Raw genomic sequence first — 20,322 nt, forward strand, 5'->3', positions numbered from 1 at the left:
CGGCTAGCCGTTCAGGGCTTCGTCGGCGGCGGTGATCATGGCGATCCACTCGTCGCGGGTCTCGACGGTCTCGGTGCCCGATCCGTTCTCGAGGCCGGACAGGAGCGCATCGGCGTTCGTCTTCATCAGGCCCGTGGCCTGCTCGAAGAGCGAGGTGGGAAGGCCCGCGTACGGGACCTGCGTGGTCGAGAACTGCTCGTCGGTCATCCGGAGCTCGAGCCACTCGGGATCGAACGCGTTCCAGAGCGACCAGAGCATGGCCCCCGACGGGTTCTCCGCGTCGGAGTTCACGCCCGAGAACTGCGCGAAGACGCCCGAGTGCTCGAACGGCGCGACCGCGAGGCTGGGGTTCGGGTTGAACAGGGTCTGGTTCAGCGCGACCGGGACGTCGCCGCTCGACAGCGGCGAGTTCTGGTCCTCGAGCACGACCAGGTTCCCGGACGACGTGAGCTCGCCGATCAGGTCGACCATGGCCTCCTCGCCCTCGGCCATGCCGTAGCCGGAGAAGACGATCGGGTTGTAGTTGGCGATCGAGACCTTGCCCCGGTAGGCCGGGTCCAGGAGTCCGTCGAGCGTCGCGGGCACCTCGACCTGGTCGAGGTTGTACTGCATCAACGAACCGTTGACGCTGTCGGGCAGCATCTCGGGCGCACCGATCGTGAGGAACTCCTCCGGGACGCCGAACTGCGTCCAGTCGACCTCCGCCCAGTAGCCCTCGTCGGTCATCGCGGCCGCCGACACGAGCGAGCCGGACAGGACGTCGGTGTTGCGTGCGCCGGTCGCCTCGGCGGAGATGACGGCCGAGGAGAGGTTGTAGGTGAGGCCGCGGGTCTCGATGGTCAGGTCCGGGTAGCGCTCGTTGAACTGCGCGATCACCTCGGGGGCGAGTTCGTACCAGTCCCAGATCACGAGGCGCCCGCCGTCGGTCTCCCTGGCGGTCTCGTAGAGCGCGTCCATCTGCCGGTCGATCTCCGGCCAGAAGTCCTCGTAGAAGTTCTCGCAGCGGGTGATCGCGCCGACTTCGACGGCGTCGCAGGCGGCGGCCGGTGCGGCCCCGCCCTCGGGGTCGACCGCGGCCGGCACCGCGGCCTGCGGGGAACTGCATGAGCTGAGCAGCAGCATCCCTGCTGCCGCGAGGGCGATGGGCACTCCTCGTACTGTGCGTGCGTTCATGATCCGAAGGTCCTCTCTGACGTGGATCTGTCTCTTCTGGGGGATGGGTGTCGCTATGCCGTCAGGACGCGGCAGGCGCTCGGCGCGAGCTCGATGTGGATGGCGCTGCCCGTCGCCGGCGCGTTCATGGGGGCGCCTCGAGCGACGATCCGCCCGACGGCCGATCCGGCGCTCGAGATCTCGGCCTCGTACTCGACGATCTCGCCGAGGAACTCGACCCGAACCACCCGGGCGGGCAGCACGTTCGGACGATCGGGTGCGACCTCGTGCCAGCGGACGCTCTCGGGCCGGAACGTGACGGTGACGTCGTCGCCCGTCCGCGCGTCCGTCGGACATGGCGTGACGAGACGTGCGCCGTACGCCTCGACCAGGGCCTCGCCGTTCGCGTCCCGGCCCCGGACGACCGCCGGGATCATGTTGACCCGCCCGACGAAGTCGGCCACGAAGCGGTCCGCCGGCTGGAAGTACAGCTCGCGCGGCGTCGCCTCCTGCACGATGCGGCCCTGGTTCATCACCGCGACGCGATCCGACATCGACAGCGCCTCCGACTGGTCGTGCGTGACGTAGAGCGCCGTGATGCCGAGACGCTGCTGGAGGCTGCGCAGCTCGTTGCGCATGGTGTCGCGCAGCTTCGCGTCGAGGTTGCTCAGCGGCTCGTCGAGCAGGAGCAGGCGGGGTCGATGCGCGAGCGCACGGGCCAGGGCCAGTCGCTGCTGCTGCCCGCCCGACAGCGCCGTGGCCGGCCGGTCGGCGAACCCGTCGAGCCGGACGAGTTCGAGCGCCTCCATCGCCCGCTTCCGCGCTTCCTTCTTCGGCAGCCGTCCGGATGCCACCTGCAGGGGGAAGACCGCGTTGGCGAACACCGACATGTGCGGCCAGATCGCGTAGTTCTGGAACACCATCCCGACGTCGCGCTTGTCCGGCGACACGTGCTGGGTCGCGGTCGACAGCACCCGGCCGTTGAGGGTGATCCGCCCGCCGTTGCTCGTCTCCAGCCCGGCCACGCACCGAAGGGTGGTCGTCTTCCCGCAGCCTGACGGCCCGAGCAGCGAGTAGAACATCCCCGGCTCGATCGTGAAGGTGACGCCCTTGACGACCGGGACCTCGCCGCCGTCGAGCTCGTAGTGCTTCTCGAGCTCGTCCACGACCAGTCGGCCGCCGCCGAGGACGAGGCCGGCATCGGTCTCGGCTCGGCTGCTCCCGACCGGAACGGAGGGATCGTTCGGCCGCGCCACCGGCCGGCTGGGTTGGTATGACGTCGTCATCGACGGCCCTCCTCGGAGCAATCTGTATTCTGGATCCAGTTGGAATTCGGCAGGTGAACGGGCGGACTCACTCGGTCGGGCCTCAGGGTGCGCGGAGGGCTTCCTCGGGAGCGCGCTCCCGGTCCCGCGGACCCGCCTTCTCCTCGCTCCACGCGACCGTGACCTGCGGCCGGGAGAAGAACAGCACGGCGACCGCGCAGAGCGCGAACGCTGCGACCGCGAGCCACAGGGACTGCGACATCGCCGCGGTGAACCCTTCGGCGAGTGACGGAGGGAGTCCGGCCGCCGACCCGCCGTCAGCCGGCCGGACCGCCTCCGCGCCCGATCCCGGCAGCTCGGCCGCGAGACGCGCGTTCATGAGCGCGGCGATCGCCGCCGAACCGAGGACGGATCCGACCTGCCGGGTCATCGTGTAGACGCCGGCACCGGCGCCCGCACGCGCGGGCGACAGGTTCCGCGTCGCCGTCGACGCCAGCGGCGCGAAGACCCCCGACATGCCGAACCCGAGGAGCGCCGACGGCGGCAGCAGCAGCCAGAGCTCGACCTCCGGGGTCATGAGCACGATGTACCAGCCGAGGGCCAGCGCCACGGTCGAGAGTCCGGCGAACGCGATCCACTTCGGATCGACCCGATCTCCGAGCCTCCCGACGAAGGGGGCCAGGACGCCCGACACCACGGCCATGGGCACGAGCATGAGCGCCCCCTCGGTCGGGGTGAGCCCGCGGGCGACCTGGAAGTAGAACGCGAGCGGCAACGGCATCGCCACGACCCCGAGGCCGACGAACGAGATCGCGACATTGGAGAGTGCGAAGTTGCGGTCGCGGAACAGCGCGAGCGGCAGGAGCGGCTCGGCACGATTGAGCGCCTGCCAGGCGACGAACACCGCGAGCGTCACGACGCCGGCGATGATCAGCCCCCACACCGTGATCGGGCCCACGACGGTGCCCCAGTCGAACGTCTCGCCCTCCTGGATGCCGAAGACCACGAGGAACATGCCGACCGCGCTCAGCACGACGCCGAGCCAGTCGAAGCGGCGCACGTGCGTCTCGAGCCGCGGCACGAACCGCCAGGCGAGGAGGAACGCGACGACGCCGAACGGCACGTTCACCAGGAAGACCCACTCCCATCCGAGGGCGTCGACGAGGACGCCCCCGAGGACGGGCCCGACGAGCATCGCGACACCCGCGACGGCGCCCCAGAGGCCCATCGCCGCACCGCGCTGCTGCGGCGGGAAGACGCGCGTGATGACCGCCATCGTCTGCGGCGTCATGAGCGACGCACCGAGCCCCTGCACCGCGCGAGCTGCGATCAGCATGCCGATGTCGCCCGAGAACCCGCACCAGAGCGAGGCGAGCGTGAAGACCACCAGGCCGATCAGGTAGACCCGCCGCGGTCCGAAGCGGTCGCCGAGGCGGCCGGTGATCAGCAGCGGCACCGCGTACGCGAGCAGGTAGGCGCTCGTCACCCAGACGGCCGCCGTGAGGTCGGCGTCGAGATCCCGCAGGATCGCCGGGTTGGCGATGGTGACGATCGTCGTGTCGACGAGGATCATGAAGAACCCCATGACGAGCGCCCACAGGGCGGGCCACGGTCGTACGGTCCGGTCCATGTTCGTGCTCCGCACTGGTCGTGCCGGTCAGTCCGCGGCCGGGAGACCGACGAGCGGCTCGCCGAGGAGCGGGGTCGACACCGCGTAGATGCCGTGGTTGGCGAACACCCAGATCAGGTTGCGATCCCACTCCACGAAGATGCCGTGCACCGGGGCCGCGAGGTCGTCGTCGTCCTTGAGCCCCATCGGCGGCACGAAGTAGGCCCCGACCTTCGGATCCTCCGGGTCCCTGACGTCGAAGATCTGGAGACCGGCGGCGTAGAACGCGTACGGGATGACCCCGCCGTGCGGCGTGCCCGTGTTGATGAAGTAGCCCGAGCGCTTCGGCCCGAAGGAACCGCGCCGCTGCGCCCAGTCGGTGAACGGCGCCTCCGCGGGCGGGGTCGGGCGAGGCAGCGTCCGGACCGCCCTCGGCTGCGTCGGGTCGCTGACGTCGACCTGGTAGACCTCCTTGGCCGGCTCGTAGCAGTCCGTGTTCATCGGGTACCCCGACACGTAGACGTAGCCGGTCTCCTCGACCTGGGTGGTGTCGACGTTGTCGCCCTCGGTTCCGGCGACGCTCACCGGCAGGTCGCACCATCCGACGTGGTGGATGTTCGCCGGATCGGACACGTCGAGCACGAAGAAGCCCTGCCCGCCCTGCGCGGCGTAGCCGTAGCGCCATCCGGATTCGACCGACCGGGGCATGAAGATCCCCATGCGCGAGCCGAACCACGACGTCTTGTTGTTCCAGCGCGGGTTGCCGGCGAGGTACGGCGAATCCTCCTCCTCGCCGACGCGCGTGCCGGGCACCCACCACGTCGAGAGGTGGACCGGATGTGCGGGATCGGACACGTCGTACGCGGCGTGTCCGCCGGCCCAGAGCGTGGTCCGGTACGGCTGGTTGGTGAACGTGTTGTCCGGCGCGGTCGCGACGAACAGGTAGCGGTCCCCGTAGTACACGGGGAGGTCCAGGACGCCGTTGCCCTCCTGGACCTCGTCCGGTCCGTGGTTCGGGTCGGTCGAGACCTCGGTGAGCAGCGTCCAGTCACGGGGGGTCGGGCCGTTCACCTCGAACACCCGGAATCCGCGGAGGCCCTCCCACTCGAGGAGCTGACCCTCCACGGTCGGGTCGGTCCACTTGTTGGCGACGCGCCCTTGGAGGAAGTAGCGCGGGGTCTCGTTGGCCTGGATCGCGATGTGCGTGCCGAGCTTCTCGTTCCACTGGATCGTCACCGCACCGAAGCTCGGGCCGCTCCACGGGAGCGTCTCCTCGTCGACGACGACGAGGGCGCGCGGGTCGGTGATGTCGTACACGTTCCAGCGGTTGCCGCCGCCGTAGTGGAGCATGTAGCGCCGGCCGTCCCAGTCGTAGACCGCCTGCCAGGTGTGGCTCGTGTTGACCACGATGGGGTAGAACGCCTCCGCGGTGGTGTTCAGGCGGTAGGTCTCGGGGTCGCGGTACGGGAGCTGGCCGGGCCAGTCGATGAACACGTCACGAGGCACCGAGGGCGTCGACTCCGGCGGCAGGAACGATCCGTCCGGCTGCATTCCCCAGCTCCCGGGCTCGGGGTCGGCCGGTTCGCCTGCGACCCGCTCGAAGTCCGCGGGGTCGTACTTCTTCGCGTCGGGAACGTACGGAGAGCCGGCCATTTCGCCTCCAGGATCGGCAGGGGTGTGAGCTGAGTTCGGCGACCCCCAGCTGGGGCGTCGTCCCTCTCAGCGTCACGAGGCCGACCGATGCTGTCCAATATCTATCCGGCTCGGAGCCATGACCGTTTGGACATATCAGGCCAGGGGGCGAGGCTCCTCCTGCGCGTACTCGCGTTCGAGTTCGGCGAGACGCGCCCCCTGCTCGCGCAGGTGCGCAAGCAGTTCCGCCGCGGCGGGCGACGGCGCGCGGTCCTTCGGCATGGTGACCCCCACCGACCGCCGGATCGAGCTGAGCGGGGTGGGGAGGATCCGCAGGTCACGGTCGTCGACGGCGATGAACATCGGCAGGGCGGCGATGACGTCGGTCGAGACGAGGAGGTTGCGCAGGGTCAGCATCGAGGTGCACTCGACGCGATCCGCCGGCAGGGGCAGGCCCTCGTGGAAGAACACCGCCTCGAGCTCCGCTCGCAGCGCCGTCTGCGCCACGGGGAAGATCCACGGGTAGGCGATGAGCGACGCGAGCGACGTCGCGCGCGTGCCGCCGAGCACCGGGTGGCCCGCCCGGGCCACCAGGCGGATCGGCTCCTGGTGCAGTCGCTCCTGCTCGAGCCGCGCCGGCACGGTCGGCGAGAGCCTGCCGACCGTGAAGTCGAGATCGCCCGCGAGGAGCCACTGCTGGAGTGCGTCGGGCGTGCCCTCGCGCACGATCACCGTCAGCTTGGGGTGCTCGACCTTGAGTGCGGCGATCGCTCGCGGCAGCAGCAGGTTCGAGCCGGCGAGGTGCGTGCCCACCGTGACCGTGCCGAGCTGCCCCGACTGCATCAGTCGCACCTCTTCGCCGGCGGCGCGCAGCTCGGCGAGCACCGATCGGGCGCGCTCGATGAACGAGTTCCCGTAGGGCGTGGGGGCGACCCCGCGCGGCATCCGCTCGAACAGCGGCACGCCGAGCACCTCCTCGACCTCGCGGAGGCCGCGGGTCACCACCGGCTGGGTGATGTGGAGCGACTCGGCGGCTCGGACGAGGGTGCCCTCGTCGGCGATGGTGGTGACGAGGACGAGGTGCCGGATCTTGAGCCGGCCATCCAGGAGGCGATCGGTGGCCATGCGGCGAACTATAGCCGCGCGGGCATGGCAGCGCATCAAGTGGGCATTTGTCGGCATCGTTCGACCTTCCTAGCCTGAGGCCATGCCCACCCAGACCACTCCGTCGACGGCGACGAGCCAGTTCCCGGCGCCGGGCCGGACCACGCGTACGATCCAGAACCTCATCGGCGGCGTCGCCGTCGACGGCGTCCGCACGTTCGACAAGTTCGACCCGGTCGACGGCTCGCTCGTCGCCCGCGTGCACGAGGCGGGCCCGGAACAGGTCGACCTCGCCGTGGCCGCGGCTCGCGCGGCGTTCGAGGGGCCATGGGGGCGGACGAGCATCGCCGAGCGCGCACGCGTGCTGCGCCGTATCGCCGACGCGGTCGAGCGACACGCCGAGGACCTCGTCGCCGCCGAGGTCGGCGACACCGGCAAGCCCGAGACCCTCGCGCGCGACCTCGACGTCGCGCGGGCCGCCGCGAACTTCCGCTCCTTCGCCGACACCGTCGCCGGCGCCGGCCTCGACTCCTACCTGACCGAACTCCCCGACGGCAGGAACGCGCTCAACTACGCGGTGCGCAAGCCACTCGGCGTCGTCGCCGTGATCGTCCCCTGGAACCTGCCGCTCCTCCTGCTCACCTGGAAGCTCGCCCCCGCACTCGCGTCCGGGAACACCGTGGTGGTGAAGCCCTCCGAGGAGACGCCGTCGTCCGCGGCGCTGCTCGCCGAGATCCTCGCCGAGGCGGGGGTGCCCGAGGGCGTCGTCAACGTCGTGCACGGGTTCGGCGCCGGATCCGCCGGCGAGGCGCTCACGCGGCATCCGGGCATCGACGGCGTGACGTTCACCGGCGAGACGTCGACCGGCTCGGCCATCATGCGGGCCGTCTCGCCCCGGGTGCGCCCGGTCTCGTTCGAGCTCGGCGGCAAGAACGCGGCCGTGGTCTTCGCCGATGCCGACCTGGAACTCGCGACCGCGGGGCTCGCCCGCTCGACGTTCCTCAACACCGGTCAGGTGTGCCTCTGCACCGAACGCATCTACGTCGAGCGCTCGGTCTTCGACGACGTCGCATCGGCGCTCGCCGAGCAGGCCAGGCGCCTGCGCCTCGGCCGACCCCAGGATGCCGCGACCACCACCGGTCCGCTGATCTCCCAGGCGCATCGCCAGAAGGTGCGTTCGTACCTCGACCTCGCCCTCGAGGAGGGCGCGACGGTGCTGGCGGGCGGCGGAGTACCGAGCCTCGGCGGCGACCTGGACGGCGGGTCCTGGATCGAGCCGACGCTGTGGACCGGGCTCGACAACTCGCACCGGACGGTGCGAGAGGAGATCTTCGGCCCGGTCGCCGCCCTGATCCCGTTCGACACCGAGGAGGAGGCCGTCGCGCTGGCCAACGACACCGACTACGGCCTCGCCGCCGTCACGTGGACCACGGACCTGACGCGCGGCCATCGCGTCGCGCAGCGGATGCGGGTCGGGATGTCCTGGGTCAACACCTGGTACCTCCGCGACCTGCGCAGCCCCTTCGGCGGCGTCGGGCTGTCGGGCATCGGCAGGGAGGGCGGGCGCCACTCGCTCGAGTTCTACACCGAGCCCACGAACGTGTGCGTGCAGCTGTGAGCGGCGAGCGGATGGCACAGCTCGATCCGGTGCACGCGGCCGAGGCGCGTCTCCGCGCGGCGGCGTGCGCGCGCATCGCCTGCGCGCCGGTGCGCGACCTCATCGGAGCGGACCAGGACGCCGCCTACGCCGTGCAGGCGCTCGGCATCGCGCGACGCCTCACCGAGGGCCGGCGGATCGTCGGCCGGAAGATCGGCCTCACCTCGCCCGCGGTGCAGGCGCAGTTCGGCGTGCACACCCCGGACTACGGGGTGCTGCTCGACGACATGGTCGTCGCCGACCGCGAACCGCTCGACCTCGCCCGCTTCCTCCAGCCCCGCGTGGAGGCCGAGGTCGCGTTCGTGCTCGGGCGCGACCTCGACTCCCCCACGACGCACGTCGCCGACGTCCTCCGTGCCACGGAATTCGTGCTTCCCGCGATCGAGGTCGTCGACTCCCGGATCGCCGGATGGGACATCCGCATCGCCGACACGATCGCCGACAACGCCTCGAGCGGGGCCGTCGTCCTCGGCACGACCCCTCGCCGACTGGACGGACTCGACCTCGCCGCCGTCGGCATGCGGCTCGACCGCGACGGCGAGCCGGTCTCGACGGGCTCCGGCGCCGCGTGCCTCGGCAGCCCGGTCACGGCGGTCGCGTGGCTCGCCAGGGCGGTCGCCCGGCACGGGAGGCCGCTCCGCGCGGGCGAGGTCGTGCTCTCGGGCGCCCTGGGGCCGATGGTCGCGGCGGAGTCCGGCGTCCACCGCGCGAGGCTCGAGGGCCTCGGCGAGGTGCGCGCCGACCTGGTGCGGGCGGACGAACCGACCCTCGCGATGGGCGGTGCGGCATGAGCACCGGCGTCGCCGTCATCGGCTCGGGCAACATCGGCACCGATCTCCTGATCAAGGTCGCGCGGCTCTCGGAGACCCTTCACGTCCGCGGGATGGCGGGCATCGATCCCGACTCGGACGGCCTGGCGAGGGCTCGACGGCTCGGCGTGGCCACGACGCACGAGGGTGTCGACGGGCTCGTGCGGATGCCGGAGTTCGCGGGCGTCGATCTCGTGTTCGACGCGACCTCGGCGAGCGCCCACCTCCGCAACGACCGGGTGATCCGGGCGCACGGCCGCATCATGGTGGACCTGACGCCCGCCGCGATCGGCCCGTACGTGATCCCGGTCGTCAACCTCGACGAGCACCTCGGTGCGACCAACGTCAACCTGGTCACGTGCGGCGGCCAGGCCACCGTGCCGATGGTCGCGGCCGTCTCCCGCGTGGCGCCCGTCGCGTACGCCGAGATCGTCGCCTCGATCGCGTCCAGGTCGGCGGGGCCCGGCACCCGTGCGAACATCGACGAGTTCACGCAGACCACCGCGCGGGCGATCGAGGTGATCGGCGGCGCCGAGCGGGGCAAGGCGATCATCGTCCTCAACCCCGCCGACCCGCCGCTCATCATGCGGGACACGGTCTTCTGCCTGGTCGAGGACGCAGCCGGCCACCCCCTCGACGAAGCGGGGGTGCGGCATTCCGTCGCGGCGACGGTCGCCGAGGTGCAGGACTACGTGGGCGGATACCGCCTCAAGCAGGAGGTGCAGTTCGAGGCCGTGGACGAGGCGTTCGTCCCGGCGCTCGGCCGCCCCTTCCGCGGCACGCGGATCACCATCCTCCTCGAGGTCGCGGGAGCCGGCCACTACCTCCCGGAGTACGCGGGGAACCTCGACATCATGACGTCGGCGGCGCTGCGCACCGCCGAACGCCTCGTCGCCGCGCGAGCGGAGGTGGTCGCATGACCGCCACGCCGCCACGCGTCTACGTGCAGGACGTCACCCTGCGCGACGGCATGCACGCCATCGGGCACCGCTACACGCTCGACGAGGTCCGCACGATCGCAGCCGCCCTCGACGCCGCCGGCGTGGACGCCATCGAGGTCGCGCACGGCGACGGCCTCGGCGGCTCCAGCGTGGCGTACGGCCACGGCGCGAACACGGACGACCGCTGGATCGAGGCGGCCGCCTCGGTGGTCGAGCGTGCGCGGCTGACCACGCTGATCCTGCCGGGCATCGGGACGATCGACGACCTCGCCCGGGCCCGCGACCTCGGCGTCCGGAGCGTGCGGGTCGCCACCCACTGCACCGAGGCCGACGTGGCCGCCCAGCACATCGGCTGGGCCCGCGAGCACGGCATGGACGTCTCCGGGTTCCTGATGATGAGCCACATGAACGACCCCCGAGGACTCGCCGAGCAGGCGAGGCTCATGGAGTCGTACGGAGCGCACTGCGTGTACGTCACCGACTCGGGCGGACGGCTCACGATGCGCGACGTCGCCGAACGGGTCGACGCGTATCGCGAGGTGCTCGGTCCGGCCACCGAGATCGGCATCCACGCGCACGAGAACCTCTCGCTGAGCGTCGCGAACAGCGTCACCGCGGTCGAGCACGGCGCGGATCGCGTGGACGCGTCGCTCGCGGGCCAGGGCGCCGGTGCCGGCAACTGCCCGATCGAGCCGTTCGTCGCCGTCGCCGACCTGCTCGGCTGGCAGCACGGGTGCGATCTCTTCGCGCTCCAGGATGCAGCCGAGGAGCTCGTCCGCCCCCTGCAGCGGCGGCCCGTGCGCGTCGATCGTGAGACGTTGACCCTCGGGTACGCCGGGGTCTACTCGAGCTTCCTGCTCCATGCCGAGCGGGCCGCCGACCGCCACGGGCTCGATGCCCGCGACATCCTGGTCGAACTGGGCCGCCGGCGGATGGTCGGCGGCCAGGAGGACATGATCGTCGACGTCGCCCTCGACCTCGCCGCCGTCCGCGCGGCCGGCCGCGCGACGGACGGACCGGAGGAGGACGCATGACCGCGAAGCAGCAGGCCGCGGCGGCGCACGCCGTCGACGTCGACCGGTTCGCCGTCGAGGCCGGTGCCGCCGCGCTCGACCAGGCGCAGCGCACCGCATCCCCCATCGCCCGGCGCTCGCCGACCGCATCGACGGGACTCGACTCCGCGTACGCGACCCAGCATGCGCTCGTCGCTCGCCGCACCGCACGAGGGGAGCGCATCGTCGGAGTGAAGCTCGGATTCACGAGCCGGGCGAAGGCGCGGCAGATGGGCGTCGACGACGTCATCCTCGGCTCGCTCACCGACGCGATGCGCATCGACGACGGGGGCCGCTACGACCCGGGCACGGCCATCCACCCGCGCGTCGAGCCCGAGATCGCGTACCTCCTCGGGCCGGATGGCGAGGATGAGCGCGACCTCGCCGTCGGGATCACGGCCGTGGCGCCCGCACTCGAGGTGATCGACTCCCGCTACCGCGACTTCCGGTTCAGCCTCGACGACGTCGTCGCCGACAACGCCTCGGCCGCCGCCTTCGCCATCGGGCCATGGCGCCGCCCCGCGGAGGCCGGCGCGCTCGAGAACCGCGCGGTGTCGCTCGAACTCGACGGCCGCCTCGCCGAGACCGGCTCGACCGCGGCGATCCTCGGCGATCCCGCGCGGGCGATCGCGGCCGCTCGGCGGCTCGCCCGCCGGCACGGCTTCGCGCTCGAGCCGGGCATGGTGCTGCTGGCCGGAGCGGCGACGGTCGCGGTTCCCCTTCCCCGGCACGGGCTGGTCGAGGCCGAGGTCGCCGGGCTCGGCAGGGTCTCGCTGCACGTCCACGCCGAGGAGGCGGCACGATGACCGGCATGCGATCCGTCCTCGTGGAAGGGAAGGCGACGCCCCGCGGACGCTTCCCCCACGCGAGGGTGTCCGGCGACCTCGTCTTCGTGTCGGGCACCTCGAGCCGTCGGCCCGACGACACGATCGCCGGCGCCGAGGTCGACGAGCTGGGCACGACCCGGCTCGACATCGCCGTGCAGACCCGCGCGGTCATCGAGAACCTGCGCGACATCCTCGCGGAGGCCGGATGCCGCCTCGACGACCTCGTCCAGGCCACGAGCTACCTCGTCGACATGAACGACTTCGCCGGGTACAACGCCGTCTGGGCGGAGTACTTCGACGAGTCGGGCCCGGCACGCACCACCGTCGCCGTGCACGCCCTGCCGCACCCGCACCTGCGCATCGAGATCCAGGCGATCGCGAGGCGCCCCGACCCGGCACCCGCCGAACTCCAGGAGGAGAAATGAGCACCATGCCACCCGTCATCGACTTCGCCGCGTGGATCGAGGAGCACGAGCACCTGCTGAAGCCGCCGGTGAACAACAAGCAGGCCTGGGAGCCGATCGGCGACTTCATCGTGCAGGTCGTCGGCGGGCCGAACCAGCGCACCGACTACCACTTCGACCCGTACGAGGAGTGGTTCTACCAGTACCGCGGTGACATGCACGTCAACGTCATGACCGAGGACGGCCCGCAGCGCATCGACATCCGCGAGGGCGAGATGTGGCTGCTTCCCGGCAACGTCTACCACTCGCCCCAGCGCCCCGAGGCCGGCTCGATCGGCATCGTCATCGAGCGCATCCGCGAGGAGGGCACCCTCGAGAGGTTCGCGTGGTTCTGCCCGAACTGCGACACGAAGGTGCACGAGGTCGAGCTCCAGGTCCGCGACATCGTGGAGGACCTCCCGCCCGTCTTCCGCGAGTTCTACGAGAGCGAGGACGGCCGCACCTGCCCGAACTGCGGCGCGGTCCACCCCGGCAAGGGCTGACCCGGGTGGGCACGATCGACGTCCACACGCACTACGTGCCGAGTGCCTGGCCCGACCTGTCCACGCGGGTCGGGCCGGGCATCTGGCCGTCGTTGCGGGTCGACTCCGAACGCCACGCGATGATCATGCTCGGCACGGCCGAGTTCCGCCGCATCGGCGCCGACTGCTGGGATGCCGAGGCCCGCCTCTCCGACATGGACGCCGACGGCGTCGACATCCAGGTCGTCTCCCCCACCCCGGTGTTCTTCTGCTACGACAGGCCGGGCGACGAGGCGGTGAAGGTCGCGCGCATCTTCAACGACCTCGCCCTGGAGATCTGCGAGCCGGCACGCGATCGGCTGCTGCCGTTCGCCCAGGTGCCCCTGCAGGATCCGGACGCCGCCTGCGCCGAGGTGGACCGCGCCGTGGCATCCGGGCACGTGGGCGTCGAGATCGGCAACCACGTCGGCGACCTCGACCTCGACCACGAGGGCATCGTCATGTTCCTGCAGCACTGCGCGGATCGCGGCGTGCCCGTGTTCGTGCACCCGTGGGACATGGCGGGCTCGCCGCGACTGGACCGCTGGATGGCCCGCTGGCTGACCGGCATGCCCGCCGAGACGCACCTGTCGATCATCGCGATGATGCTCGGGGGCGTCTTCGACCGGGTGCCCCCGACGCTCCGGCTCGCCTTCGCCCACGGCGGCGGGTCGTTCGCGTTCTGGCTGGGGCGGTTCGAGAACGCGTGGCATCGACGACCCGACCTGATCGGCGTGAGCGAGCTGCCGCCCTCCGGATACCTCGACCGGTTCAGCGTCGACTCGGTCGTCTTCGAACCGGCGGCCCTCCGCGTCCTCGTCGACACCCTCGGCGCCCGTCGGGTCATGGTCGGCAGCGACTACCCGTATCCGCTCGGCGAGCGCCCGGTGGGCGCGGTCGTGCACCGGGCCGACTTCCTCGACGACGCCGAGAAGGACCTGATCCGACACGGCAACGCCCGCCGCTTCCTGGCACTCTGACATCCGTACCCCCACCGCACCCGAAGGCAGCACCCGCATGAGCACCGGAACCCCCGTCAGCCACTCGATCGACCGGGCGGTGTGCGCGGCGCTCGACGCCACCGACCCGCTCGCCCCCTTCCGCGACCGATTCGCGCTGCCGGACGGCGTGATCTACCTCGACGGCAACTCGCTCGGCGCCCTGCCGAGGCACACGGCCGCCCACGTCGATCGGGTGATCACCGAGGAATGGGGCGCCGGCCTCATCCGCAGCTGGAACGACGCCGGCTGGTTCGCGAAGCCCGTCGCGCTCGGCGACCGGATCGCCCCCCTCATCGGAGCCGCACCCGGCGAGGTGGTGCTGGGCGACTCGACGTCGGCGAGCCTGTTCCAGACCGCGGTGGCGGCCGTGCGGATGCGCCAGGACCGCCGGGTCGTGGTCTCCGAGCGGGGCAACTTCCCGACCGACCTGTACATGCTCGAGGCCGTGCAGGAGCTGCTGGGCGGCAGCGAGCCGCTCGAGCGCCGCCTGATCCACGACGACGGCCCGAGCCTCGACGACGTGCTCGACGACGACGTGGCCGTGGTCGTGCTCACGCACGTCGACTACCGCACCGGACGGATGCGCGACCTCGCCGAGGTCACCCGCCAGGTGCAGGCCGCAGGCGCCCTCATGCTCTGGGACCTCTGCCACAGTGCCGGCGCGGTACCGGTCGACCTGAACGGGGCCGGCGCCGACTTCGCGATCGGCTGCACCTACAAGTACCTCAACGGCGGGCCCGGCGCGCCGTCGTTCATCTGGGTCGCCGAGCGGCACCAGGCCGCCGCGCGGCCGGCACTCACCGGATGGCACGGCCACGCGCGCCCGTTCGACTTCGAGCTCGGGTACGCCCCGGCCGAGGGGATCACCCGCTTCCGCGTGGGCACCCCGCAACTGCTGTCGACGGCGGCGCTCGAGGCGAGCCTCGACATCTGGGGCGAGGTCGACCTCGACGCGATCCGCGAGAAGAGCCTGCGGCTGACGGAGCTGTTCATCGCGCTCGTCGACGCCAGGCTGGCGCCGTGGGGGGTGGAGGTCGTCACCCCGCGGCAGTCGGCGCGGCGCGGCAGCCAGGTCGCGCTGCGGGTCGAGGACGGCTTCGCGGTGATGCAGGCGCTCATCGAGCGCGGCGTCATCGGCGACTTCCGCGCACCCGACCTCATGCGCTTCGGCTTCGCCCCGCTCTACGTCTCGCACGCCGACGTGTGGGACGCGGTCGACGCGCTCGAGGACATCCTCTCGACCGAGGTCTGGCGGGAGGCGCGGTTCGCGCGTCGCGGCGCGGTCACCTGAGGCGCCGCCATCGCCTGATGGGGAGGGGGCCGCGTGCATCGCACGCGGCCCCCTCCTCGCCGTGCGGTCAGCCTCCTCGCCGTGCGGTCAGGGGATGTAGTCCACGTGGCCGTGGGGCGCGACATCCGCCCGGTACCTCTCGACGAGGTCGCGCCAGCCGAAGCCGTCGCCGAACTCGTGGGTGTGCGCGGCCTCGATGAAGTGCCAGAGCAGGTACGGGTGCGCGCCGAGCGCGTAGAGCGCCTCGTGGTCCACCGTCGCGAACGCATCGCGCTCCTCCGCGGTGAGCGCCCGGTCGTCCGTCGGCCGGTCGGGCGTCGCCCCGCCGGCGAGCCACGAGTCGACGAACCCGGCCGGGTCGGCGACGTAGCGGGCGACCGCATCGTCGCTCATCTCGACGGCGCGCATGAACTTGTCGAGCATGTACTTCGTCATGACGGGTCCCTCCACATGAAGAACGGGCTCGATGCGAACCGCGACTCGGTCGCCTCGGCGAGGTCGGCGGGCCGCCCGCCCATCGCGGCGAGCGCGGTGATCACGTTCACGTACTGGTAGGTGACGTTCCCCGCGGCCATGACGCGGTCGAAGCGGCATCCGCGGATGGCGCCCTCGAGGTCGCCATCGCGCATCCAGGCGACGGCCTCGGCGTCGAACCCGGGGTCGGGCGACCCGGCGAACTGCCTCGGCCCGCCGACGTCCGTCGCCATGTGCCCCGAGGTGACGAGCGCGACGCGCGCGTCGGACTCCCAGGCGTCGATCGTCTCGCGCAGGTGCTCGCCGAGCACGGCGAAGCGGCGGGGCGAGGGCAGCGGGGGCAGGGTCGCGTTGGTGTGGATGGGCACGATGGGCAGGTCGAGATCGGGCCGCAGGTACTGCAGCGGGATCACGAACCCGTGGTCGAGGCGCCACTCGTGGCTCACCGCGAAGTCGATCGCCTCGGGCAGCAGCTCGCGGCCGGCGATCCGCTCCGCGAGCTCGGGGTGGCCGGTGAGCTCGACGTACTCCATGCCGAACGTGCGGACCTCGTTCTCGTAGGTGCCGTGGTACTGCGCGGCCTTGCCGACCACGAACGCGGGCGCGTGGTCGAAGAAGAACTGGCGGATGTGGTCGGTGCCGACGACCACGAGCACGTCGACGCCGAGGTCGCGGATCTCGTCGCGGATGCGGGCGAAGTTGCCGGCGACGCCGACGAGGTCGTCGGGCATCGGGTCGCGCATGGCGCGCCAGAGGAGCGGGTTGTGCGGCGTCGCGGCCGCGAGCACGAGCTTCGCCATCGTCGCCTCAGATCCCGAAGAGCACGCGAGCGTTGTCGAGCAGGATCTTCCGCCTGGACTCGTCCTTGAACGGCAGCTCGGCGAACTCGTCCATCCAGCGGTCGGCGGTCATCACGGGCCAGTCGGAACCGAACAGGACGCGGTCGGTGATGAGCGAGTCGGCGTACCGTACGACCTCGGGCGGCAGGTACTTCGGCGCCCAGCCCGACAGGTCGAGGTACACGTTCGACTTGTGCCAGACCATCGCGAGGTTCTCGAGATGCCAGGGCCAGGCGGGGTGCGCACTGATGATCCTCAGCTCGGGGAACTCGGCGGCGACGTCGTCGATGTACGGCACGGGCCGGGCGTTCTCGAGGCGGTAGCCGCCGCCCCCCGGGGTGCCGGCACCGGCACCGGGGAAGCCCGAGTGGAACATCACGACGAGCCCGAGCTCGGCGCAGGTCTCCCAGATCGGGAAGAAGCGGCGGTCGTTCGCGAGGAACTTCTGCCGCGACGGGTTGAGCTCGCCGACGCCCCTGATGCCGTACTCCGCGTGCATGCGACGGATCTCCGCGATCGCCGCCTCGCCCTTCCACGGGTCGATGCCCGCGAACGCGAGGAACACGTCGGGGTGGTCGGCCTGCGCCTTCCCGAGCAGGTCGTTCGGCGCTCCTGGGATGCCCGACGTCGTCTCGGAGTCGGAGTTCACGATGACGGCCATCATCCTCCGGTCGCGGTACTGGTCGGCCTGCTCGGCGAAGGACACGACGGGGCGCTCGCGCCCGAAGTGCTTCGCCATCTGCTGGTGACGCCTGCCCATCGCGGCGAGGAACTCCTCGGTCTGCGGGTGCGTGTGCACGTCGATGGCGACGAGGTCGTCCATCCGGTTCATGCGCGGTTCCCTTCGGGTGCGGTGGTCGGTTCGGGTCCGGTGGTCGGTTCGGGTGCGAGCGCCGCTTCGGGTGCGGTGACGGATGCCGCGGCGCGGGCGAGCACGTCGGCGTCGCCCTCCCCGAGCCGAGGCGCGGCCCGCAGCGCGGGTCGCCCGCTCCCGTGGAACCGGGTGCTCGGGGCCGGGACGCGGAGCGGCGTGCCGTCGTGACCGACGATCTCCTCCACGAGGCCCATCGAGGCGACCTGCGGGTCGTCGAACAGGTCGGCCACGGTGTTCAGCGGACCGTGCGGGATGTCGTGGGCGGCGAGCCGGTCGAGCCAGTGCTGCCGCGGCATCCGCTCGGTGATCGCCTTGAGCTCGGCGTCGAGGGCGTCGTAGTTCCGCACGCGCCCCTCGCGAGTGGCGAAGCGGGGGTCGTCGGCGAGGTCGGGGCGTTCGAGCACCTCGAGCAGGCCGGTCCAGAACTTCTCGGGCACCGACATGTGGATGACGAACGCCTTCCCGTCGGAACCGACGCAGGCGTACGCCTGCGCGCGCCGCGGCCGCGAGTCGGGTCCGGCGACCTGGCCGGTCTCGAGGTAGGTCGACGCGGCCTCGATGAGGAAGTCGATGAGCGAGCCGACCATGGACACGTCGATGTGCTCGCCCTCGCCGCGGGCCTCGCGGGCATGGAGCGCCGCGAGCACGGCCTGCGTCGCCGACATGCCGGAGAGCAGGTCGGAGAACGCCGGCCCGAGCGGGCGCAGCGTGTCGGCGGGCACGACCTGGCTGTACATGGCGCCCACCGCCGAGATGACGGTGTCGTAGGCGGGCCGCGCGGCATACGGCCCGGCCGGCCCGAAGCCGGTGATCGAGCACGTGATGAGCCCCGGGTTGACCTCGCGCAGCACATCGGGGCCGAAGCCGAGCCGGGCCGCGACGCCGGGCCGGAAGTTCTCGATGAGCACGTCGGCGTCGCGGGCGAGGGCGAGGAGCGCCGCAAGGCCGTCCGGCGTCTTGAGGTCGAGCCGGATCGCTCGCTTGCCCCGGTTGTAGGCCGCGAACTGAGGGCTCATCGCGCCGCTGCCCTCCCAGCGCCGCATCGGGTCTCCGTCGGGCGCCTCGACCTTGACGACCTCGGCCCCGAGGTCGGCGAGCAGCTTCGCCGCGTACGGCCCGGAGATGTACTGGCCGAGCTCGACGACGCGGATGCCGGCCAGCGGGCCGCCGGCGCCGGCCTCGGGCGTGGATCCGGACGGCGCGGGGTGGGGACTCATCGGGTCTGCTCCTCTCGGTGCTCGTTCCTGAGGTCGTCGGGGCGGGTGTCGAGGACGGTCCAGCCCCGCTGCACCAGCACGAGGTGCAGCGGCACGGCCTTCGACACGAGGGAGGTGGTCGGGCAGCGCCGCGCGGCCTCGCGGGCGAGCGCGACGGCCTGCTCGGGCGAGGCGTCGTCGTCGATCCGCACCTCGACCACGAACCACAGCGGGTGGGCGGGCGCGCCGTCGACGAGGTGCTCGCCGCGCAGGTCGAGGCACGTGCGGACCTCGGTCTCGAGCGAGCGCACCGCGACATCCTCCGCCGCCCACGTCTTGGCGCACCAGCCGAGCATGCAGAACGCGATCGAGCTCAGCAGGTACCGCATGGGGCTCGGGGCGGAATCGTGGCCGCCGCGTTCGGCGGACTCGTCGGACCGGAACGCGTAGCGCGTGCCGTACTGCTCGAACTCCGAGATCGAGGCGACGTCGCCCTCGAGCCGGGCGGCGACCCAGGGGCGCATGCGAGCGGATGCCGCGTCGGCCCGGGTGCGGTCGGCGATGCGCTGCAGCGAGGCGCGCAGGCGGGGTCGGTCGATCAGTTCAGCGGACATCGATGATCACCTTGCCGGGGGTCGTGGTGGGGAACTCGCGGTAGGCGCGGCGCACGTCGTCGAGCGGGTATCGCGCGCCGATGCGGGGCCGCACGGCGCCGCCGCGCACGAGGTCGAGCGCGCGCCGCACGTGGTCGAGGTCGGCGCTCGCGACGCCGACCAGGCGCTTGCGCGAGAGGTAGAAGTCGCGGGCGTCGATCACGAGCCGCGTGTCGACGGATGCCGCGCAGAACGCCGCGCGCCCGCCCCAGCCCAGTGCGTCGACCGCCCGGCCGAGCAGCGCGGCGCTGCCGCTCACGTCGACGACCGCGTCGAACCGCTCGCCGCCGGAACCGCGACCCGCCGCCGCGCGTTCGAGGGCGCGGGCGAGATCGGCATCCGGGCCGGTGGCCACGGCGTGCACCCCTGCGGGAACGTCGTCGAGCGGATGCCTCGACGCAGCGGTCACGTCGGCACCGAGGTGCACGCCGTACTCGACGGCGGCGCGACCCAGGGTGCCGCCCGCACCCGTCACCAGCAGGCGGTCGCCGGCGCGGACGCCCGCGGCATCGAACGCGTTCAGCACGATCGGCAGGCTGTGGACCGCGGCGGTCGCCGTGGCGGCATCCAGTCCGGTGCGATCGAAGGCGACCCGGGCGGGCACGACCGCGTACTCGGCCGCGCCGCCGTCGCGGTGCACGCCGACGACCGACTGCGCGGGGCACTGCGACTCGCGGCCGGCTCGACACGCGGCGCATCCGCCGCACGGGATGTTGGGCTTCACGACGACCGGTTCGCCCAGACGTGCGGGGTCGACGCCCGGGCCGAGCTCGACGATCTCGCCGGCCGGGTCGATGCCGAGGACGCGAGGGAGTTTCGCCGCGGCGCCGGGACCCCGGCCGGCGATCACGTTGAGGTCGAGCTGGTTCACCCCGACCGTCTCGACGCGGATGAGGACCTCGCCGGGACCCGGCGCGGGCGCGGCGATGCGTGCGACGTCCAATCCGTCGAGGCCGTGGGCCTGGAGGAGGGCTGCACGCAC

20 protein-coding genes are annotated in these 20,322 nt (G+C 71.9%); 9 read left to right on the top strand and 11 right to left on the bottom strand.

The annotated features are described in order from the left end of the window. Positions 1-3: 3 nt before the first annotated feature. From ACULK2_RS16425 to ACULK2_RS16445, 5 genes are all read right to left on the bottom strand, one after another. A complete protein-coding gene (locus ACULK2_RS16425) occupies positions 4-1,149 on the bottom strand; it encodes a hypothetical protein (protein ID WP_445968066.1) in 1,146 nt (381 codons plus the stop codon). Positions 1,150-1,226: 77 nt separating this feature from the next. Then, on the bottom strand, positions 1,227-2,438 hold the full coding sequence (locus tag ACULK2_RS16430) for an ABC transporter ATP-binding protein (RefSeq protein WP_445968065.1): 1,212 nt from the start codon (positions 2,436-2,438) through the stop codon (positions 1,227-1,229). Positions 2,439-2,520: 82 nt separating this feature from the next. Further along, a complete protein-coding gene (locus tag ACULK2_RS16435; RefSeq protein ID WP_445968064.1) occupies positions 2,521-4,047 on the bottom strand; it encodes a DHA2 family efflux MFS transporter permease subunit in 1,527 nt (508 codons plus the stop codon). 27 nt (positions 4,048-4,074) lie between these two features. Continuing rightward, on the bottom strand, positions 4,075-5,679 hold the full coding sequence (locus tag ACULK2_RS16440) for an LVIVD repeat-containing protein (RefSeq protein ID WP_445968063.1): 1,605 nt from the start codon (positions 5,677-5,679) through the stop codon (positions 4,075-4,077). Positions 5,680-5,814: 135 nt separating this feature from the next. After that, on the bottom strand, positions 5,815-6,783 hold the full coding sequence (locus ACULK2_RS16445; protein WP_445968062.1) for a LysR substrate-binding domain-containing protein: 969 nt from the start codon (positions 6,781-6,783) through the stop codon (positions 5,815-5,817). 82 nt (positions 6,784-6,865) lie between these two features. Here ACULK2_RS16445 and ACULK2_RS16450 point away from each other — a divergent pair, with 82 nt between their 5' ends. From ACULK2_RS16450 to kynU, 9 genes are read left to right on the top strand one after another with little or no spacing between them, the layout of a single operon-like run. Further along, complete coding sequence (locus ACULK2_RS16450) at positions 6,866-8,380, top strand: 2-hydroxymuconic semialdehyde dehydrogenase (RefSeq protein WP_445968061.1); 1,515 nt, start codon at positions 6,866-6,868, stop codon at positions 8,378-8,380. Positions 8,381-8,391: 11 nt separating this feature from the next. Then, the gene (locus ACULK2_RS16455; RefSeq protein WP_445968060.1) at positions 8,392-9,210 is read left to right on the top strand and encodes a 2-keto-4-pentenoate hydratase; all 819 of its coding nucleotides are present in this window, start codon (positions 8,392-8,394) and stop codon (positions 9,208-9,210) included. Then, a complete protein-coding gene (locus tag ACULK2_RS16460) occupies positions 9,207-10,148 on the top strand; it encodes an acetaldehyde dehydrogenase (acetylating) (protein ID WP_445968059.1) in 942 nt (313 codons plus the stop codon). The genes ACULK2_RS16455 and ACULK2_RS16460 overlap by 4 nt, the downstream gene beginning before the upstream one ends. After that, a complete protein-coding gene (dmpG, locus tag ACULK2_RS16465; protein ID WP_445968058.1) occupies positions 10,145-11,203 on the top strand; it encodes a 4-hydroxy-2-oxovalerate aldolase in 1,059 nt (352 codons plus the stop codon). The genes ACULK2_RS16460 and dmpG overlap by 4 nt, the downstream gene beginning before the upstream one ends. Continuing rightward, positions 11,200-12,027 carry a 2-keto-4-pentenoate hydratase gene (locus ACULK2_RS16470; protein WP_445968057.1) on the top strand — a complete coding sequence of 276 codons (828 nt, stop codon included), beginning with the start codon at positions 11,200-11,202 and terminating at the stop codon, positions 12,025-12,027. The genes dmpG and ACULK2_RS16470 overlap by 4 nt, the downstream gene beginning before the upstream one ends. Then, entirely contained in the window at positions 12,024-12,473 is a 450-nt protein-coding gene (locus ACULK2_RS16475) for a RidA family protein (protein ID WP_445968056.1), read from the top strand. Before ACULK2_RS16470 ends, ACULK2_RS16475 begins: the two co-directional genes overlap by 4 nt. Beyond that, positions 12,470-12,994, top strand: a complete 525-nt coding sequence (locus tag ACULK2_RS16480) for a 3-hydroxyanthranilate 3,4-dioxygenase (protein WP_445968055.1) — start codon at positions 12,470-12,472, stop codon at positions 12,992-12,994. Before ACULK2_RS16475 ends, ACULK2_RS16480 begins: the two co-directional genes overlap by 4 nt. A 5-nt stretch (positions 12,995-12,999) precedes the next feature. Continuing rightward, the gene (locus ACULK2_RS16485; protein WP_445968054.1) at positions 13,000-13,992 is read left to right on the top strand and encodes an amidohydrolase family protein; all 993 of its coding nucleotides are present in this window, start codon (positions 13,000-13,002) and stop codon (positions 13,990-13,992) included. A 37-nt stretch (positions 13,993-14,029) separates the two neighbouring features. Then, on the top strand, positions 14,030-15,304 hold the full coding sequence (gene kynU / locus ACULK2_RS16490) for a kynureninase (RefSeq protein ID WP_445968053.1): 1,275 nt from the start codon (positions 14,030-14,032) through the stop codon (positions 15,302-15,304). An 87-nt stretch (positions 15,305-15,391) separates the two neighbouring features. Here the strand turns inward: kynU and ACULK2_RS16495 are convergent, their stop codons facing one another. The 6 genes from ACULK2_RS16495 to ACULK2_RS16520 are packed head-to-tail and all read right to left on the bottom strand — an operon-like array spanning position 15,392 to position 20,322. Next, positions 15,392-15,739, bottom strand: coding sequence for a hypothetical protein (locus tag ACULK2_RS16495; protein WP_445968052.1), 348 nt, complete (start codon positions 15,737-15,739; stop codon positions 15,392-15,394). Next, positions 15,736-16,578: a DODA-type extradiol aromatic ring-opening family dioxygenase gene (locus tag ACULK2_RS16500; protein WP_445968051.1), complete on the bottom strand. Its 843-nt coding sequence runs from the start codon at positions 16,576-16,578 to the stop codon at positions 15,736-15,738. The genes ACULK2_RS16495 and ACULK2_RS16500 overlap by 4 nt, the downstream gene beginning before the upstream one ends. Before the next feature lie 7 nt (positions 16,579-16,585). Continuing rightward, entirely contained in the window at positions 16,586-17,449 is an 864-nt protein-coding gene (locus tag ACULK2_RS16505) for an amidohydrolase family protein (protein ID WP_445968050.1), read from the bottom strand. Beyond that, positions 17,446-18,708, bottom strand: a complete 1,263-nt coding sequence (locus ACULK2_RS16510) for a CaiB/BaiF CoA transferase family protein (protein WP_445968049.1) — start codon at positions 18,706-18,708, stop codon at positions 17,446-17,448. The genes ACULK2_RS16505 and ACULK2_RS16510 overlap by 4 nt, the downstream gene beginning before the upstream one ends. After that, positions 18,705-19,301 (bottom strand): OsmC family protein, encoded by a 597-nt coding sequence (locus tag ACULK2_RS16515; protein ID WP_445968048.1) that lies wholly within the window; start codon positions 19,299-19,301, stop codon positions 18,705-18,707. Before ACULK2_RS16515 ends, ACULK2_RS16510 begins: the two co-directional genes overlap by 4 nt. Then, entirely contained in the window at positions 19,291-20,322 is a 1,032-nt protein-coding gene (locus ACULK2_RS16520) for an alcohol dehydrogenase catalytic domain-containing protein (protein ID WP_445968047.1), read from the bottom strand. The genes ACULK2_RS16515 and ACULK2_RS16520 overlap by 11 nt, the downstream gene beginning before the upstream one ends.

This window comes from Agromyces molybdatiresistens (assembly GCF_052748445.2).

Excerpts from the sequence above, each read along its gene's own strand:
- ACULK2_RS16440 (WP_445968063.1), bottom strand. The coding sequence starts at position 5,679 with ATGGCCGGCTCTCCGTACGTTCCCGACGCGAAGAAGTACGACCCCGCG.
- ACULK2_RS16455 (WP_445968060.1), top strand. The coding sequence starts at position 8,392 with ATGGCACAGCTCGATCCGGTGCACGCGGCCGAGGCGCGTCTCCGCGCG.
- ACULK2_RS16500 (WP_445968051.1), bottom strand. The coding sequence starts at position 16,578 with ATGGCGAAGCTCGTGCTCGCGGCCGCGACGCCGCACAACCCGCTCCTC.
- dmpG (WP_445968058.1), top strand. The coding sequence starts at position 10,145 with ATGACCGCCACGCCGCCACGCGTCTACGTGCAGGACGTCACCCTGCGC.
- ACULK2_RS16475 (WP_445968056.1), top strand. The coding sequence starts at position 12,024 with ATGACCGGCATGCGATCCGTCCTCGTGGAAGGGAAGGCGACGCCCCGC.
- ACULK2_RS16515 (WP_445968048.1), bottom strand. The coding sequence starts at position 19,301 with ATGTCCGCTGAACTGATCGACCGACCCCGCCTGCGCGCCTCGCTGCAG.
- ACULK2_RS16445 (WP_445968062.1), bottom strand. The coding sequence starts at position 6,783 with ATGGCCACCGATCGCCTCCTGGATGGCCGGCTCAAGATCCGGCACCTC.
- kynU (WP_445968053.1), top strand. The coding sequence starts at position 14,030 with ATGAGCACCGGAACCCCCGTCAGCCACTCGATCGACCGGGCGGTGTGC.
- ACULK2_RS16450 (WP_445968061.1), top strand. The coding sequence starts at position 6,866 with ATGCCCACCCAGACCACTCCGTCGACGGCGACGAGCCAGTTCCCGGCG.
- ACULK2_RS16430 (WP_445968065.1), bottom strand. The coding sequence starts at position 2,438 with ATGACGACGTCATACCAACCCAGCCGGCCGGTGGCGCGGCCGAACGAT.
- ACULK2_RS16505 (WP_445968050.1), bottom strand. The coding sequence starts at position 17,449 with ATGAACCGGATGGACGACCTCGTCGCCATCGACGTGCACACGCACCCG.
- ACULK2_RS16495 (WP_445968052.1), bottom strand. The coding sequence starts at position 15,739 with ATGACGAAGTACATGCTCGACAAGTTCATGCGCGCCGTCGAGATGAGC.
- ACULK2_RS16470 (WP_445968057.1), top strand. The coding sequence starts at position 11,200 with ATGACCGCGAAGCAGCAGGCCGCGGCGGCGCACGCCGTCGACGTCGAC.
- ACULK2_RS16480 (WP_445968055.1), top strand. The coding sequence starts at position 12,470 with ATGAGCACCATGCCACCCGTCATCGACTTCGCCGCGTGGATCGAGGAG.
- ACULK2_RS16510 (WP_445968049.1), bottom strand. The coding sequence starts at position 18,708 with ATGAGTCCCCACCCCGCGCCGTCCGGATCCACGCCCGAGGCCGGCGCC.
- ACULK2_RS16435 (WP_445968064.1), bottom strand. The coding sequence starts at position 4,047 with ATGGACCGGACCGTACGACCGTGGCCCGCCCTGTGGGCGCTCGTCATG.
- ACULK2_RS16460 (WP_445968059.1), top strand. The coding sequence starts at position 9,207 with ATGAGCACCGGCGTCGCCGTCATCGGCTCGGGCAACATCGGCACCGAT.